Source organism: Blastococcus goldschmidtiae (genome assembly GCF_031845325.1).
In the GTDB taxonomy this organism is placed as follows: domain Bacteria; phylum Actinomycetota; class Actinomycetes; order Mycobacteriales; family Geodermatophilaceae; genus Blastococcus; species Blastococcus goldschmidtiae.
Map to the genome: position 1 here is coordinate 810,834 of NZ_JAVREI010000001.1, position 14,495 is coordinate 825,328.

General features: G+C 73.1%; 15 protein-coding genes. 6 read left to right on the plus strand and 9 right to left on the minus strand.

The window, feature by feature from the left end; all coding sequences use genetic code 11:
* Position 1 precedes the first annotated feature (1 nt).
* Together RM425_RS04080 and RM425_RS04085 are read left to right on the plus strand one after the other, a co-directional pair.
* Positions 2 to 529, plus strand: a complete 528-nt coding sequence (locus RM425_RS04080; RefSeq protein ID WP_311343882.1) for a TetR/AcrR family transcriptional regulator — start codon at positions 2 to 4, stop codon at positions 527 to 529.
* Between the two features lie 75 nt (positions 530 to 604).
* Complete coding sequence (locus RM425_RS04085; RefSeq protein WP_311343883.1) at positions 605 to 1,531, plus strand: FkbM family methyltransferase; 927 nt, start codon at positions 605 to 607, stop codon at positions 1,529 to 1,531.
* Positions 1,532 to 1,571: 40 nt separating this feature from the next.
* Here the strand turns inward: RM425_RS04085 and RM425_RS04090 are convergent, their stop codons facing one another.
* The 3 genes from RM425_RS04090 to deoC are packed head-to-tail and all read right to left on the minus strand — an operon-like array spanning position 1,572 to position 4,911.
* Complete coding sequence (locus tag RM425_RS04090; protein WP_311343884.1) at positions 1,572 to 2,441, minus strand: aldehyde dehydrogenase family protein; 870 nt, start codon at positions 2,439 to 2,441, stop codon at positions 1,572 to 1,574.
* Complete coding sequence (locus RM425_RS04095) at positions 2,438 to 3,895, minus strand: aldehyde dehydrogenase family protein (protein ID WP_311343885.1); 1,458 nt, start codon at positions 3,893 to 3,895, stop codon at positions 2,438 to 2,440. The genes RM425_RS04090 and RM425_RS04095 overlap by 4 nt, the downstream gene beginning before the upstream one ends.
* A 5-nt stretch (positions 3,896 to 3,900) precedes the next feature.
* The gene (gene deoC, locus RM425_RS04100; protein ID WP_311343886.1) at positions 3,901 to 4,911 is read right to left on the minus strand and encodes a deoxyribose-phosphate aldolase; all 1,011 of its coding nucleotides are present in this window, start codon (positions 4,909 to 4,911) and stop codon (positions 3,901 to 3,903) included.
* 351 nt (positions 4,912 to 5,262) lie between these two features.
* On the opposite strand from deoC, the gene RM425_RS04105 reads away from it, so the two are divergent.
* The 3 genes from RM425_RS04105 (at position 5,263) to RM425_RS04115 (ending at position 8,380) form a co-directional block, all read left to right on the plus strand.
* On the plus strand, positions 5,263 to 6,780 hold the full coding sequence (locus tag RM425_RS04105; RefSeq protein WP_311343887.1) for an HNH endonuclease signature motif containing protein: 1,518 nt from the start codon (positions 5,263 to 5,265) through the stop codon (positions 6,778 to 6,780).
* Between the two features lie 83 nt (positions 6,781 to 6,863).
* Positions 6,864 to 7,487, plus strand: a complete 624-nt coding sequence (upp, locus tag RM425_RS04110; RefSeq protein ID WP_311343888.1) for a uracil phosphoribosyltransferase — start codon at positions 6,864 to 6,866, stop codon at positions 7,485 to 7,487.
* 2 nt (positions 7,488 to 7,489) lie between these two features.
* Positions 7,490 to 8,380, plus strand: a complete 891-nt coding sequence (locus RM425_RS04115; protein ID WP_311343889.1) for a Gfo/Idh/MocA family protein — start codon at positions 7,490 to 7,492, stop codon at positions 8,378 to 8,380.
* 3 nt (positions 8,381 to 8,383) lie between these two features.
* On the opposite strand, the gene RM425_RS04120 is transcribed toward RM425_RS04115, so the two are convergent.
* The 3 genes from RM425_RS04120 to RM425_RS04130 form a co-directional block, all read right to left on the minus strand.
* Entirely contained in the window at positions 8,384 to 8,947 is a 564-nt protein-coding gene (locus RM425_RS04120; RefSeq protein ID WP_311343890.1) for a dihydrofolate reductase family protein, read from the minus strand.
* Between the two features lie 78 nt (positions 8,948 to 9,025).
* Positions 9,026 to 9,940, minus strand: coding sequence for a hypothetical protein (locus RM425_RS04125; RefSeq protein WP_311343891.1), 915 nt, complete (start codon positions 9,938 to 9,940; stop codon positions 9,026 to 9,028).
* A 5-nt stretch (positions 9,941 to 9,945) separates the two neighbouring features.
* Positions 9,946 to 10,527, minus strand: a complete 582-nt coding sequence (locus tag RM425_RS04130) for a DUF6318 family protein (protein ID WP_311343892.1) — start codon at positions 10,525 to 10,527, stop codon at positions 9,946 to 9,948.
* A gap of 150 nt (positions 10,528 to 10,677) precedes the next feature.
* On the opposite strand from RM425_RS04130, the gene RM425_RS04135 reads away from it, so the two are divergent.
* Positions 10,678 to 11,112, plus strand: coding sequence for a DUF805 domain-containing protein (locus RM425_RS04135; protein ID WP_311343893.1), 435 nt, complete (start codon positions 10,678 to 10,680; stop codon positions 11,110 to 11,112).
* 36 nt (positions 11,113 to 11,148) lie between these two features.
* On the opposite strand, the gene RM425_RS04140 is transcribed toward RM425_RS04135, so the two are convergent.
* The 3 genes from RM425_RS04140 to RM425_RS04150 are packed head-to-tail and all read right to left on the minus strand — an operon-like array spanning position 11,149 to position 14,418.
* Positions 11,149 to 12,774, minus strand: coding sequence for a phospho-sugar mutase (locus tag RM425_RS04140; RefSeq protein ID WP_311343894.1), 1,626 nt, complete (start codon positions 12,772 to 12,774; stop codon positions 11,149 to 11,151).
* Between the two features lie 16 nt (positions 12,775 to 12,790).
* Complete coding sequence (locus RM425_RS04145; RefSeq protein WP_311343895.1) at positions 12,791 to 13,609, minus strand: NAD-dependent epimerase/dehydratase family protein; 819 nt, start codon at positions 13,607 to 13,609, stop codon at positions 12,791 to 12,793.
* Positions 13,606 to 14,418: a purine-nucleoside phosphorylase gene (locus RM425_RS04150; RefSeq protein WP_311343896.1), complete on the minus strand. Its 813-nt coding sequence runs from the start codon at positions 14,416 to 14,418 to the stop codon at positions 13,606 to 13,608. Before RM425_RS04150 ends, RM425_RS04145 begins: the two co-directional genes overlap by 4 nt.
* Positions 14,419 to 14,495 lie beyond the last annotated feature (77 nt).

Consider the following 14,495-nt stretch of genomic DNA (forward strand, 5'->3'; position numbering starts at 1 on the left):
TATGGCGCGACCATCGAACCGAGAGCGCGTCCTCGACGCCTTCGAGCACCTGCTCGTCGACGACGTCGGCGTCGCGGTCACGCTCGACGCGGTGGCGGCGGCCGCCGAGGTGTCCAAGGGCGGCCTGCTGTACCACTTCCCGAGCAAGGACACGCTCATCGACGGTCTCGCCGACCGGCTGCGCGAGCAGGTCGCCGAGGACGTCGCGGCGCTGCGGTCGGCTCCCGAGGGCCCGGTGGCCTACTGGCTCAGCTCGTCGTCGAGCGGGTCGCCGGCAGCACTGACCCGTACCAGCCGAGCCGTGCTGCGGTTGGCCGGTGCGGGGCAGCCGACCGCCCGGGCGGTGCTCGAGGAGGCCGACCGGGCGTGGGCCGGGGCGCTCGGGGAGCGCATCCCGGACCCGGTCATCGCGCGTCTGGTCCTGCTCGTCGGCGACGGGTTGTTCCTCGAGACGCTGACGGGGCTCCCCGCGCGTTCGGGCCTGGCGCCGCTCCAGGCCCTGCTGGAGCGGCTGGTCCGCGGCGACTGAGGTTCAGCCGCCCTCCGCCAGGAATCGGGAACCGATCCCCTCGCGGGCGCCTGTGCCACCCGCGAAGCTGCAACGGTGTTCGTCGACCCGCCGGTGACCCGACTGATCTGGCGCAGTCTCTTCGTGGCCGAGCGGCTGATCGGTCCCCGCCCTGCCCGACTGGCCGCCGCTATGGCGCTGCGGGTCGCAGCTCGGGCACCGCGCAGCTACGCCACGACGGTGCGGCGCATCTCGCCACGGTTGCGCGCGGAGAATCCCGGTCTGACCAAGGTCCCGGAACGCTGGTCGGGGAACCCGACGGTGCGGGTCCGCCGCGGAGGCCTGGCGCTGGAGCTGGACCTGCGGGACAACCTGCAGGCGATCTTGTTCTACACCGGCGTCTACGAGCCCAGCTTCATCGGTCACGTGCTCACCGATCTGCGCCCTGGAGATGTCGTGGCCGACGTGGGCGCGCACATCGGCGTGCACGCACTCGCCATCGCCCGTCGGCTGGCTCGCCTCGGCGGAGGTTCGGTGCTGGCCTTCGAGCCGGCCGCCGACTCGACTGCGAAGCTGCGGGCCGCCGCCGTTCGCAACGGGCTCGACGTCGAGGTCGTCGAGGCTGCGTGCAGCGACGTGCCAGGGCGGCTGCCGCTGTTCGCCGATGAACGCTATTCCGTTGCCGACGCCGGAGTGCGTTCCCTGCACGGCAGTGGGCAGCAGGTCGGACAGGTCTCCGCCATCAGGTTCGACGACTGGGCGGCCGCCCGCCCCGGCGGGCCGCTACCGCGACTGGACGTGGTGAAGCTGGATGTCGAAGGACACGAAGCCGCAGCCCTGATCGGCATGCGGACCACCCTCGCCCGACTACGGCCCCGTGCGGTCTACGTCGAGATCAAGGAGAACTCCATCGGCCGGGCACCTGCCTCCGACGAGCAGCTGCGGAACCTGCTGGCCGAGCTCGGGTACCGCACAACCGGGTTCGCGTTCGACCACAACGAACTGTTCAGGCCGGACAGCTGACGACCGGCGCAGGCCCGAGACAGTGGCATCGACCACGGCGTCAGAGCCCGATCGGGTGCCAGACCGTCTTGGTCTCGAGGAACGGGGTCATCCGGGTCAGACCGGGGTCGGCGGTCCAGTCCGGCTCCGCGAGCGGGGGGCGCACGACCCGCTTGATGGTGCCGGCGGCCTCGCGCTCGAACTCCATGGCCCGGTTCGCCGGGGCGCCGGTGAGGTCGACCGCGTCGACGTCGGCGTGCTCGGCCAGCCAGGTGCCCAGCTCCGCCGCGTCACCGGTGAGCAGGTTGGCCACCCCGCCCGGGACGTCGCTGGTGGCCAGCACCTCGGCGAGCGTGACCGCTGGCAGCGGGCGCTCCTTCGACGTGACGACGACGGCGGTGTTGCCGGTGGCGAGCACCGGGGCCAGGACGCTGACCAGCCCGAGCAGCGAGGACTGCTGCGGGGCCAGGACGGCGACCACGCCGGTCGGCTCCGGGGTGGAGAAGTCGAAGTAGGGGCCGGCGACCGGGTTCGCCCCGCCGAGCACGGCGGCCAGCTTGTCCGTCCAGCCGGCGTACCAGACCCAGCGGTCGATGGCGGCGTCCACGGCCGCCCGGGCCTTGGACGCCGAGAGGCCCTCGCCCAGCGCGACCTCCTCGCAGAACTGGACGTGCCGGCCCTCCATCACCTCGGCGACGCGGTAGAGCACCTGGCCGCGGTTGTAGGCGGTCGCGGCGGCCCACTTCGGGAACGCGGCGCGGGCGGCGACGACGGCGTCGCGGGCGTCCTTGCGGCTGGCCCACGCGGCGTTGGCCAGGAAGTGCCCCTTGGCGTCCGTCACCTCGTAGGTGCGGCCGGACTCCGACCGCGGGAAGGCCCCGCCGACGTAGAGCTTGTAGGTCTTCCGGACGGCGAGACGGTCGCTGCTCACTGGTCTGCACCCCTCAGGTAGGCCGCCAGGCCGTGGCGGCCGCCCTCGCGGCCGTAGCCGGACTGCTTGTAGCCGCCGAAGGGCGACGTCGGGTCGAACTTGTTGAACGTGTTGGCCCACACGACGCCGGCGCGCAGCTGGTCCGCGATCTTCAGGATCCGCGACCCCTTCTCGCTCCAGATGCCGGCCGAGAGCCCGTAGGTGGTGTTGTTGGCCTTGGCCACCGCCTCGTCGGGCGTCCGGAACGTCAGCACCGACAGGACCGGGCCGAACACCTCGTCGCGGGCGATGCGGTGGGCGGGGGAGACGTCGGTGAAGACCGTCGGCGGGAACCAGTAGCCGCGGTCGGGCAGCTCGCATCTGGGCTGCCAGCGGGTGGCCCCCTCGGCCTCGCCGATGTCGGACAGCTCGCGGATGCGGGCCAGTTGCTCGGCGCTGTTGATCGCGCCGATGTCGGTGTTCTTGTCCAGCGGGTCGCCGACGCGCAGCGTGCCGATGCGCCGCTGGAGGCTGGCGATGACCTCGTCGTGGATCGACTCCTGCACCAGCAGCCGGGAGCCCGCGCAGCAGACGTGGCCCTGGTTGAAGAAGATGCCCTGCACGATGCCCTCGACGGCCTGATCGATCGGGGCGTCGTCGAACACGATGTTCGCCGCCTTGCCGCCGAGCTCGAGGGTCAGCAACTTGGCTGTCCCCGCGACGGCCCGGGCGATGGAGCGGCCGACGTCCGTGGAGCCGGTGAACGCCACCTTGTCGACGTCGTCGTGCTCGACGACCGCCCGGCCGGTGTCGCCGGCGCCGGTGACGATGTTGACCACGCCGGCAGGGAGGTCGGCCTGCCGGCAGACCTCGGCGAACAGCAGCGCCGTCAGGGGCGTGGTCTCGGCCGGCTTGAGGACGACGGTGTTGCCGGCGGCCAGGGCCGGCGCCACCTTCCACGCGAGCATGAGCAGAGGGAAGTTCCAGGGGATGACCTGCCCGGCGACGCCGAGCGGGCGGGGCCGGGTGCCGAGCCCGACGTGGTCGAGCTTGTCGGCCCATCCGGCGTAGTAGAAGAAATGGGCCGCGGCCAGCGGGACGTCGACGTCGCGGGACTCGCGGATCGGCTTGCCGTTGTCCAGCGACTCCAGGACGGCGAACTCCCGGGCGCGCTCCTGGAGCAGGCGGGCGATGCGGAACAGGTACTTGCCGCGGTCGGCCGGCCGCATCGGGCCCCAGGTCTTCTCGAACGCCCGGCGGGCGGCGCGGACCGCGCGGTCGACGTCGGCCGCGCTCGCGACCGAGACCTCGGTGAGGACCTCCTCGGTGGCCGGGTTGACCGTCTTGAAGGACTCGCCGGTGCCGTCGACGAACTCGCCGTCGATGAACAGGCCGTAGGACGGCGCGATGTCGACGATCGACCGGGATTCGGGGGCGGGGGCGTACTCGAAGGGGGTCGTCGTGCTGCTGGTCATCGCTGTCAGTCCACCGTGACGTAGTCGGGGCCGGAGTAGTGGCCGGTGCGCAGCTTCTGGCGCTGCAGCAGGAGGTCGTTGAGCAGGCTGGAGGCGCCGAAGCGGAACCAGTCGGCGTGCAGCCAGTCCGGACCGACGGTCTCGTTGATCAGCACGAGGTGCTTGATCGCGTCCTTGGTCGTCCGGATGCCGCCGGCGGGCTTGAAGCCGATCTGCCGACCGGTGGCGGCGCGGAAGTCGCGGACCGCCTCGAGCATGACCAGGCCGACGGGGAGGGTCGCCGCCGGGCTGACCTTGCCGGTGGAGGTCTTGATGAAGTCGCCCCCGGCGAGCATCGCGATCCAGCTGGCGCGGCGGACGTTGTCCAGGGTGACCAGCTCGCCGGTCTCGAGGATGACCTTGAGGTGGGCGGGGGTGCGGCCGGGTGAGGAACAGGCCTCCTTGACGGCGACGATCTCCTCGTAGACGTCGAGGTAGCGGCCGGCCAGGAAGGCGCCGCGGTCGATGACCATGTCGATCTCGTCGGCGCCGTTCTCCACCGCGTCGCGCACGTCGGCGAGCTTCACCGCCCGGCTGGCCCGCCCGCTGGGGAAGGCGGTGGCGACGGCGGCGACGTGCACGCCGCTGTCGCCGAGCGCCTCGCGGGCGACCCCGGCGAGGTCGCCGTAGACGCAGACGGCGGCGACCCGCGGGCAGGTCGCGTCGGTGGGGTCGGGCCGCCGGGCCTTGGCGGCGAGGCTGCGCACCTTGCCGGGGGTGTCGGCGCCCTCGAGCGTGGTGAGGTCGACCATCGAGATCGCGGTGTCGATCGCCCACGCCTTGGACGTGGTCTTGATCGAGCGGGTGCCGAGCTGGGCCACGCGTGCCTCGGCGCCCACCTGGTCGACGCCGGGCAGGCCGTGCAGGAAGGCGCGGAAGCTGGCGTCGGAGCGGGTGACGTCGCGGTACGGGGGCAGCGGCACGGACAGCGCCCGGGCGTCGTCCGACAGGGCGTCGGGGTCGAGCACGTGGGTCATGCCGGCCATTCTCCCCCTGTCCGTCCCAAGACATGGGACGGCCTCACCCGGAGGGATGCGGTGCGCCCGGCCGGGAGGAGTGCCACGTCCGGGCACGACGTCCGATGACGCGACGGATCCGGCTCGTGCGGGAGAGGCAGCCCCCTCCGGGTGCTGCCGTCACCCAGGTGCGCGGAGGCGTTCCCGCGGGAACGCGCAGGCAGGCTCTTCCCGGCCACCGCTACCGCCGCCCCGTGAGCGTTCCCGCGGGAACGTCACGGACGGCCGCCCTGCCCTTCCCTGATCTGCTCGGCGACCGGAAGTGTCGGACCTCCGCCCTAGTCTTCGATCACACGTTCGAAGGAGATCCTGGTGCCCGAGACGTCCCTGCCCGATCTGGCGTGCGAGATCACCGCCGGTGCCGTGCGGCTCGCTGCCGCGACGGCCGCCTGGCTGCGGCTGGTCGCGGAGTTCGACCGACGGGAGGGCTGGCACGCGCACGGCATCGTCTCCTGCGCCCACTGGCTCGCCTGGCAGTGCGGCATGGCGCCCGGCACCGCCCGGGAGCACGTCCGCGTCGCCCGCGCGCTTGCCGATCTCCCCCTGCTGTCCGCCGCCTTCGCGGAGGGGCGCCTGTCCTATTCGAAGGTGCGCGCCCTCACCCGCGTCGCCGAAGCCGAGACCGAGCAGATGCTCCTGGACCTGGCGATCGAAGCCACCGCCTCCCAGGTCGAGCGCGTGGTGCGCGCCTGGCGACGGAGCGACCGGGTCGACGACGTCACCGTCGCGGTGAAGCAGCAGTTCCAGCACTGGTGGGACGACGACGGGATGCTCGTCGTCCGCATGCGTCTGGGGCCCGACGACGGGGCCGACTTCCTCGCCGCGGTCGAGTCGAGGGCCGAGGCCGCGGCCCGGCGCGACCGTTCCGCGGCGAAGCGCGAGGCTGTGGGCGGCGTGCCCCCCGGCCGGGACGATCATGCGGAATCGCCGGAGCGCGAGGAGATCGCCTGCGCCCGCGAGCGCACGGCCGCCCGGCGCTGTGCCGCCGTCGCGGGACTGGCCAGAGCCGGGCATCATCTCGACCGGCGGCCGGGCGACCCACCCCGCCGGGAGGTCGTCGTGCACGTCGATGCCGCCGTGCTGGCCGACGACGCCGCGGCCGGACAGGCCTACCTCGAGAACGGTCCGGCCCTGCACGCGTCGCAGGTCCGGCGGATGCTCTGCGGGGCGACGGTCGTCGCGATGCTCGAACGGGACCGCGAGGTCCTCGGCGTCGGCCGCTCCCGCCGGCTCGCCACCCGGCCGCAGCGGCGCGCGCTGTTGCGGCGGGACGGTGGATGCGCCCGGCCGGGGTGCACCGAGACGCGGATCGAACGGCTGCACGCCCACCACATGCGGCACTGGCTGTTCGGTGGCGGCACCGACATCGACAATCTCGTGCTGCTCTGCGACGTCGACCACGGACAGGTGCACGACCAGGACCTCGTCATGTCGCGGCGGGCGGGGCGTCTCGTCGTGCTGACCCCGGACGGACGCCGCGTGTGGGGCGCCGCCGATGCTGCCTTCGTCGAGGGGGTGGCCGGGGCGGGGAGCGGTTCGGACACCGTGGGCGGGGCTTTCGTCGGCGTGGCGCCGATCGACGAGCTGGCGGCCCGCCGGCCGACGGTCGATGTCGACGGCCGAGCAGCGGCGGGTGAGCCGAGCGAGGCCGCGGCCGGCGATCTGACCGGATTGCTGTTCCCCGGCGGAGCGCCCGGGCTGACGTCGGCGATGCACGTGAACGGTGAGCGGATGGATCTCGCCCACGTCGTCTGGGTACTGCTGGCCAACCGCGATCTCCAGCGCCGTCTGGCCGCCGAAGCGCGGGGACGCCCACTCCAGGCCGCGTGAGAGGTGGCGGCGCCGTAGGAAGGCGTCCGAGCGTCCCGGGCGGGCCTGCCGGGGTTGCCAGCGGGGCCGCTACCGTTCCTGCCGTGCAGCTCACCGTCGTCGACCACCCGCTGGCCCGAGCCCGGCTGAGCCGGATGCGCGACGAGCGCACCGACAACGCCGCCTTCCGCGCCGCGCTCCGCGAGCTCACCCAGATGCTGGTCTACGAGGCCACGCGCGAGCTGACCGTCGCCGAGGAGCCGATCCGGACGCCGGTCGTCGACACCACCGGCTACCGCCTGGCCGCACCGCCGCTGATCGTGCCCGTGCTGCGTGCCGGCCTCGGCATGGCCGACACCGCGCACGGGATGCTGCCCGAGTCGCAGATGGGCTTCGTCGGCCTGGCGCGCAACGAGGAGACCTTCCAGCCCGAGGCCTACATGGCCTCCCTGCCCGAGTCGCTGATCGACCGGCACGTCTTCGTGCTCGACCCGATGCTCGCCACCGGTGGGTCGCTGGTGCACTGCTGCGGCCTGCTGACCGCGCGCGGCGCCACGCAGATCACCGTGCTGTGCGCGCTCGCGGCCCCCGAAGGCATCCAGCGGCTGGAGGAGAGCGGTCTGCCGCTGCGGGTGTTCACCGCCAGCGTCGACGAGGGGCTCAACGAGAACGCCTACATCGTGCCGGGCCTGGGCGACGCCGGCGATCGTCAGTTCGGCGCGGTCTGACGATGCGCTTCGGCGTCCTCGGCACCGGCCCCTGGGCGCGGACCGTGCACGCCCCGGCGCTCGCCGGCCACCCCGCGGCCGAGTTGGTCGGCGTCTGGGGCCGGGACCTGGCGAAAGCCAAGGCGCTCGGAGCGGAGCACGAGGTCGCGGGCTTCGCCGACGTCGACGGGCTGCTCGACCAGGTCGACGCCGTCACGATCGCGCTGCCGCCGGACCTCCAGGCGCCGCTGGCCGAGCGTGCGGCTGCAGCCGGCAAGCACCTGCTCCTGGAGAAGCCGGTCGCGTTCAGCACGGCGGCGGCCGATCAGGTCGTGGCGGCGGTGCAGGACGCGGGCGTCGCCTCGGTCGTCTTCTTCACCCTGCGCTTCCAGGCAGCGACCACCACCTGGCTGACCCAGGCGGCGCGCACGGAGCTGGCCGGCGGCGCCGGTTCCTGGCTGGCCTCGCTGGCCGGGTCGCGATTCGCCGCGTCGCCGTGGCGGCACGAGCGCGGGGCGCTCTGGGACGTCGGGCCGCACGCGCTCTCGGTCCTCGTGCCCGCGCTCGGGCCCGTCGTCGCCGTGCAGGCGGGAGCCGGGCTGCGCGACACCGTCCACCTGGTGCTGACCCACGAGTCCGGGTCGGCGTCGACGGTCACGCTCTCCCTCACCGTGGCGCCCATGTCGGCCGGCGTCGAGTTCTTCGTGCACGGCGACGCCGGCCGCCTGGTGCTGCTGCCCGACTCCGGCACGGCGGTGGAGGCCTTCGGTCTCGCCGTCGACGAGCTGCAGGCAGCCGCGCTCACGGGCGGCACGCATCCCTGCGACGTCGCGTTCGGCCGCGACGTCGTCGCGGTGCTCGAGACCGCCGCGCGAGCCCTGGACTCCGGCCGCCGGGAGACCGTCGCGCACTGAGCGTCAGCGGTCCCGTTCGTACCGCAGCATGACGACGCCGTTGCCGAAGGTCCGCGTCTCGGCCAGCCGAAGGTCCGCGGGCATCCCCTCGGACTCGAACAGCCGGCGTCCCCGGCCCACAAGTACGGGCATGACGAAGATCCGGTACTCGTCGATCAGGTCGTGCCGGCGGAACACCTCGGCCAGCACGGGGCCGCCCACCACCATCTCGCCACCGGGCTGGGCCTGCAGCGCCCGCACCTCCTGGGGGACGACGTCGCGCACCACCGTGGCGTTGGGGCCAGGAGTGTCGAGGGTCCGCGAGTAGACGATCTTGGGCATGCTGCGCCAGATACCGGCGAACTCAACCGTGGCCGGATCCGCGTCCGGGTCCTTGTCGGCGTCCGGCCAGTACGCCTCCATCAGCTCGTAGGTGACCCGGCCCTCGAGGAAGGCGCTGGAGGCGGCGAGCTGCCGGTTGAAGTAGGTGTGCAGCTCCTCGTCCACCCGGTGCCAGCTGAGGTCGGCGTCCGGCCCCTCGAAGTAGCCGTCGAGTGACACCCCCAGGTGAAACACGATCTTCCGCATGGCTGTCTCCTCCTGGGCCAGGCGACCCTCGGCTCTCTGACCGGGGCGGGCACGCGCACTCATCGGTGGCGCCGACGGTCAGTCGAACGGATTCGTCAGGACCGGGCGTGCCTGGAGGACCTGGAAGGTGACGGGTGGGCCGTCGGTGGTGGTGCTGCCGGGGACGGGCACGGTGAGGCCGCCGTCGACGCTGAAGGTGGCCGTCCAGGTGGTCGTCAGCGAGGCGGTGTAGCTGCCGCTGGCGTAGTCGTGGCTGATGGTGTGGTCCGGGTAGGGGGCGCCCGGGCTCGTGGTGGTGAGGTCGGTGCCGTCGCCTGTGTGCCAGGTGAAGGTGGTGGCGGTGGCGGTGATGTCGACGGTGAACCCACGGATGTCCAGGGTGAAGGTCTGCGTGGTGGGTCCGTCGGTGAAGAAGATGACGGGCAGGCCGACCAGGCCGTTGCCGGGTGGCTGCTGCTTGGTGGGCAACTGGGGGAGCGGCAGGGTCCGGAAGTAGCGGAACACCTCATCCGGCGACGGCGGCGGGTTCAACGCCGTGATGTCCACACAAGCCCGTTCGATGCGGTCCCATGGCCCGACAGGGGAGCCGACTTGGCTGCCGGCTGGGACATCCAGGGGGCCGGCGGTCCCGTCAGCTTGGATGAGGCGCTGCCTTTCGATGACCAGATCTTGAACGACCTGGTCGGGCCCAGCCGCGCATGCGCGGAAGTCCGTCGACCTGCAGCCGCCGTTTTCTCGGTCATCGACGACGCAGGGATGTGAAAGCTGGTATCGGTACTCGGGCATTACAGAAGCGCTGTTGCTGGCGAGCCAGGACCCGCCGGGAGTGCGCTCCATGAAGGCGGCTGTCAGCGTGCCCGGGGTGTAGCCGACGTCAGCGCAAGTCCGCCTCGAGCAGCCGGCTTGATCGGCAGTCGCCAGTTCGGAGCCGGCGACAGTGACGAGGGCGAGAACCAGCGCGAAAAAGGTGAACATGCGGATGACCATGGGCATCTCAGTTAGCCCAGCGTGAGGGTCGTCATGAGCCAGGTCTCGCGCTCGGGGTCCCATCTCGCGATGGCCCCGCCGTTCAGCCCAGAGTAGGCATCCGTGCTCAACTCGGTGTTGACGGATCCTGCGGCATCCACCACCTGCAGTGGTTTCTGGTCAAGAGTGAATGCGATCTGGGCCTCACCACCATCGACGGTCGCACGCCCCGCCGCACGGATGAGTAGTTCACCGCTCACGTAGCGGTACCCCGCCGCAGCGTCTGCGTCGGTGTTGTCGGCGATGCGGTCACAGTCGCGGCAGCCGTCGCTGAGTTCGCGGAGGGGCTGGGCGTCCATGACGGTCGAGGTCCGGTTGATCAGCTCGATGTAGTACCGGACGAAGGCCTCGGCGCCGGCGGCGTCCTGGGTGCGGGCCTCGTCGGGCATCGGCAGGTCCTCGGGGCCCAGCGGCGGGAGCTGCTCCTCGGTGGGTGCGGCACTGCTGGTCGACGGCAGGCTCTGGCTGGCCTCCTGCTTCTCGGAGCAACCCGTGAGCGCCGCGCACCCGGCAACGAGGCAGGCCATCAGCCGCAGCGTCCAGGGTCGCGTCACGTCGTCTCTCCCCGAGTTGATCACCGGTCGCCGGAGACTACGCAGAGCAGGAACGACTCTGCACCTCTGGCCTGTGGAAAACCGGACGGCCGCCGTCCAGGTTCATGCCAGCGTGTGACTCCCGCGAAGGACGGAGTCGGAGGAGCAGGCATGAGTGTGTGGGACTGGTACGTGCGACGAGGACGGCTCTCCCGCGGCGCCTGGTGGCTGCAGTACCTGCTGCCTGGTGTCCTGCTGCCGATCCTGGCCGGCGGGGCCGATCGCGCCCTGGGCCTGCCGGTGACCACCCTCGTCACCGAGACCGGGGTAGCGGTGGACGACCCGACAGGGCCGCTGCAGTCGACGGTCGCCGGCCTCCTCGCCGTCCCGATGATCTCGGCGTTCGTCGCACGGTTGCACGACGAGGGCTACTCGGCATGGCGTCTGCTGCTCGCGCTCGTCCCGGTCGTGGGCGCGCTCGTCCTCGTCGTACTGGTCTGCTTCTTCAGCGGTGATCGGCTGCCCAACCGCTACGGGCCGCCCCCTGCGTCGTGGCGTCCTCCTCGCATCCCCGCTGTGCTGCGCCGCCGCAGGGTGCCGGCGTGACCGCCGGCTCCGGACAAGGCCCGGCACGTCGGGCCGCTACAGACCCAGCGCCGCTGACATCTCCGCGCGCAGCTGGTCGAGCTCGTCCTCGCCCCGGCCGCGCGCAGCGATCAGCCCGGCGTCCTGGTGCACCGGCACCACGGTCTCCAGGTAGGCCTTCAGCTTGGGCTCGGTGCCGCTGGGCCGCACGATCACCCGCACCCCGTCACCCAGCAGCCGCACCGCCTCGACCGGCGGGTCCTCCAGCGCCAGGTCGGCGAACGCCACCGCGCGCCCGAGCAGCGTCGCCGGCGGATCCGTGCGCACCCGTGCCATCGCATCGGAGATGACCGACAGGTCCTCCACCCGGGCCGACAGCTGCCCCGTCGCGAACAGCCCGTGCTCCTGGGCCAGCTCGTCCAGCCGGTCCACCAGCGTCCGGCCCGACTCCTTGAGCTCCGCGGCAAGCAGCGAGACCGCGAGCGCGGCGGAGATGCCGTCCTTGTCCCGGGCCACCGACGGCGTCACCGTGTACCCGAGCGCCTCCTCGTAGCCGTACACCAGCGGCGCCGAGTCCGACCCGGCCCGCATGATCCACTTGAACCCGGTCGGCGTCTCCTCCGAGGGAACTCCGTGTGCAGCCGCGATCACGTGCATCAGCGAGCCGCTCACCAGCGACGACGCGTAGGTGCCGCGCACCCCCCGCCGCAGCAGCCAGTCGGCCAGCAGCGCACCGACCTCGTCCCCGGTCAGCTGCCGCCCGTCGCAGACGACGGCGCAGCGGTCGGCGTCGGGGTCCTCCGCGATCGCCACGTCCGCACCGCTCCGGGCCGCCAGCGCCTTGAGCAGGTCGGTCGCCCCCGGCTCCTCGGGGTTGGGGAAGGCCACGGTGCGGAACGTCGGGTCCGGCTCGTCCTGCTCCGGCACGCTCACCGGCTCGGCCAGCCCGGCGGCCGCGAACACCGCCCGCGTCGTGTCGGCGCCCACCCCGTGCATCGCGGTGTAGGCCACGCGCAGCGAGCCGCGGGACGGAACGCGGGACGGCTCCAGCGCGGCCACCACCGCCACCACGTAGTCCTCGGCGACGTCGTCGCCGAGGGTGAGCCACCCGTCGGACAGCGGCACCTCACGCGCCGGCCCGACCGCGGCGATCGCGGCCTCGATCTCCCGGTCGGCCGGGGGCACCAGCTGCGCGCCGTCGCCGAGGTAGACCTTGTAGCCGTTGTCGTCCGGCGGGTTGTGGCTCGCGGTCACCATGATCCCGGCCACGCAGCCGAGGTGCCGGACCGCGTAGGACAGCACCGGCGTGGGCAGCGCGCGCGGCAGCACCTGCACCGCGAAGCCCGCCCCGGCCAGCACCGCCGCCGAGATGCGCGCGAATTCGTCGGACCGGCGCCGGGCGTCGAAGCCGATCACGATGCCGCCCCCGGCCGAGCCGGTGCGGTGCAACCACGTACCCAGTCCCGCGGCCGCCCGGGTGACGACGGCGGCGTTCATCCCTCCGGGCCCGGCGCGCAGCGGCCCGCGCAGCCCCGCCGTCCCGAAGGTGAGCGGGCCGGCGAACCGGGGGCCGAGCGACGCTGCGTCCCCGGCCTCGACGAGCGCGAGGATCTCCGCGCGGTCGCCCTCGTGCGGATCGGCGTCGGCCCACGAGCGGGCGGTGGCGAGCAGGTCGTCGGTCATGCCGGAAGGTCGTCCCTCACGCGTCGAAGTTCCCGGAGTCGAAGGCGGCCGTGGTGAACTCCCCGCCCACGCGGGAGTGCACCGGGTCGGCCAGGTCGGGCTCGCCGTGCGCGGCGACCAGCGCCTCGGCGTACACCTCGGCGTCGTCGGCAGGCCGGTAGCCGAGGGCGCGGGCGGCCGTGAGGTCCCACCAGGTGCGGGTGTTCGCCGACACGCCCCAGACGACGGCGAAGCCCGGGGACGGCGCCCGGAGCGCGGCGTCGACCAGCCGCACGGTGTCGCCGGGGGAGAGCCACGTCGACAGCTGCCGGGTCGTCGTCGGCTCGGGGAACGCGCTGCCGATCCGCAGGCAGACGACGTCGAGGCCGTAGCGGTCGGCGTAGAGCGAGCCGAGCGCCTCCATCGTCACCTTCGAGACGCCGTAGTAGGTGTCCGGCCGGGGCGGGGCGTCCACCTCGCGCAGCAGGCCGCCGTCGGGGCGCGGCGTGTAACCGGTGGCGTGGTTGCTGCTGGCCAGCACCACACGGCCGACGCCGGCCCGCCGCGCCGCCTCGAGTGCGCAGTACGTGCCCTCGATGTTGGTGTGCGCGATCGCCGGCCAGGTCGATTCCGAGGCGATCCCCGCGAGGTGCACCAGCGCCCCGGCGCCGCGCGCCGCCTCGACCATCGCCGACAGGTCGGTGATGTCGGCGACGACGTGCTCCTCGCCGGGGCGCGGCTCGGGCACGGGCACGACGTCGAGGCTGCGCAGCGCCCATCCGGCCTCGGGCAGCCCGCGGCGCAGCACCGTGCCGATCAGCCCGGCCGCGCCGGTCACCAGGACCGGCCCGGTCATGACGGGAGCCGGCCGATCAACTGCACGAGGAACTGGCCCAGCCGTCCCGCGGCCTCACGACCGGCGGCGATGACCTCGTCGGCGTCCAGCTTCTCGCCGGTGACGCCCGCCGCGGCGTTGGTGACCAGCGACAGCCCGAACACCTCCAGCCCGGCGGCGTGCGCGGCGATGGCCTCCAGCGCCGTCGACATGCCCACGAGGTCGGCGCCCATCGTGCGCAGCATCCGGATCTCGGCCGGCGTCTCGTAGTGCGGGCCGGGCAGCGCGGCGTAGACGCCCTCGGGAAGCGCCGGGTCCAGCTCGCGCGCCAGCGCCCGCAGGCGGGCCGAGTACAGGTCGGTGAGGTCGACGAAGTCCGCGCCCACCAGCGGCGAGCGGGCGGTCAGGTTCAGGTGGTCGGCGATGACGACGGCCTGGCCGACCCGGTGCTCCGGCGCCAGCCCGCCGGCGGCGTTGGTCAGGACGACGGTCCTCACGCCGGCCGCCGCCGCGACGCGCACCCCGTGCACGACCGGCTCGACGCCGCGGCCCTCGTAGAGGTGGGTCCGCCCGAGGAAGAGCAGCACCTTGCGCTCGCCGACCCGCACCGACCGCACCTCACCGCCGTGCCCGACCGCGGTGGGCGCGGCGAAGCCGGGCAGCTCGCCGATGGCCACGGTGTAGTCGGCCGGGCCGAACGCGTCGGCCGCGGGAGCCCAGCCCGAGCCCATGACGACGGCGACGTCGTGCGGACCACCGAGCGCGGTCATGAGGTCGTCGGCTGCGGTGGCGGCGATGGACTGGGCGTCGGTACCGGGGGGCTGGCTCACGGAGGAACGCTAACGCAGAAAGGGCCGCGGCCCTGCTCGTGCCGGGGGAGCGGACCCCCTCGGGCGCGGCCGTCCCG

Excerpts from the sequence above, each read along its gene's own strand:
- RM425_RS04080 (WP_311343882.1), top strand. The coding sequence starts at position 2 with ATGGCGCGACCATCGAACCGAGAGCGCGTCCTCGACGCCTTCGAGCAC.
- RM425_RS04095 (WP_311343885.1), bottom strand. The coding sequence starts at position 3,895 with ATGACCAGCAGCACGACGACCCCCTTCGAGTACGCCCCCGCCCCCGAA.
- deoC (WP_311343886.1), bottom strand. The coding sequence starts at position 4,911 with ATGACCCACGTGCTCGACCCCGACGCCCTGTCGGACGACGCCCGGGCG.
- RM425_RS04115 (WP_311343889.1), top strand. The coding sequence starts at position 7,490 with ATGCGCTTCGGCGTCCTCGGCACCGGCCCCTGGGCGCGGACCGTGCAC.
- RM425_RS04120 (WP_311343890.1), bottom strand. The coding sequence starts at position 8,947 with ATGCGGAAGATCGTGTTTCACCTGGGGGTGTCACTCGACGGCTACTTC.
- RM425_RS04125 (WP_311343891.1), bottom strand. The coding sequence starts at position 9,940 with ATGCCCATGGTCATCCGCATGTTCACCTTTTTCGCGCTGGTTCTCGCC.
- RM425_RS04135 (WP_311343893.1), top strand. The coding sequence starts at position 10,678 with ATGAGTGTGTGGGACTGGTACGTGCGACGAGGACGGCTCTCCCGCGGC.
- RM425_RS04140 (WP_311343894.1), bottom strand. The coding sequence starts at position 12,774 with ATGACCGACGACCTGCTCGCCACCGCCCGCTCGTGGGCCGACGCCGAT.
- RM425_RS04145 (WP_311343895.1), bottom strand. The coding sequence starts at position 13,609 with ATGACCGGGCCGGTCCTGGTGACCGGCGCGGCCGGGCTGATCGGCACG.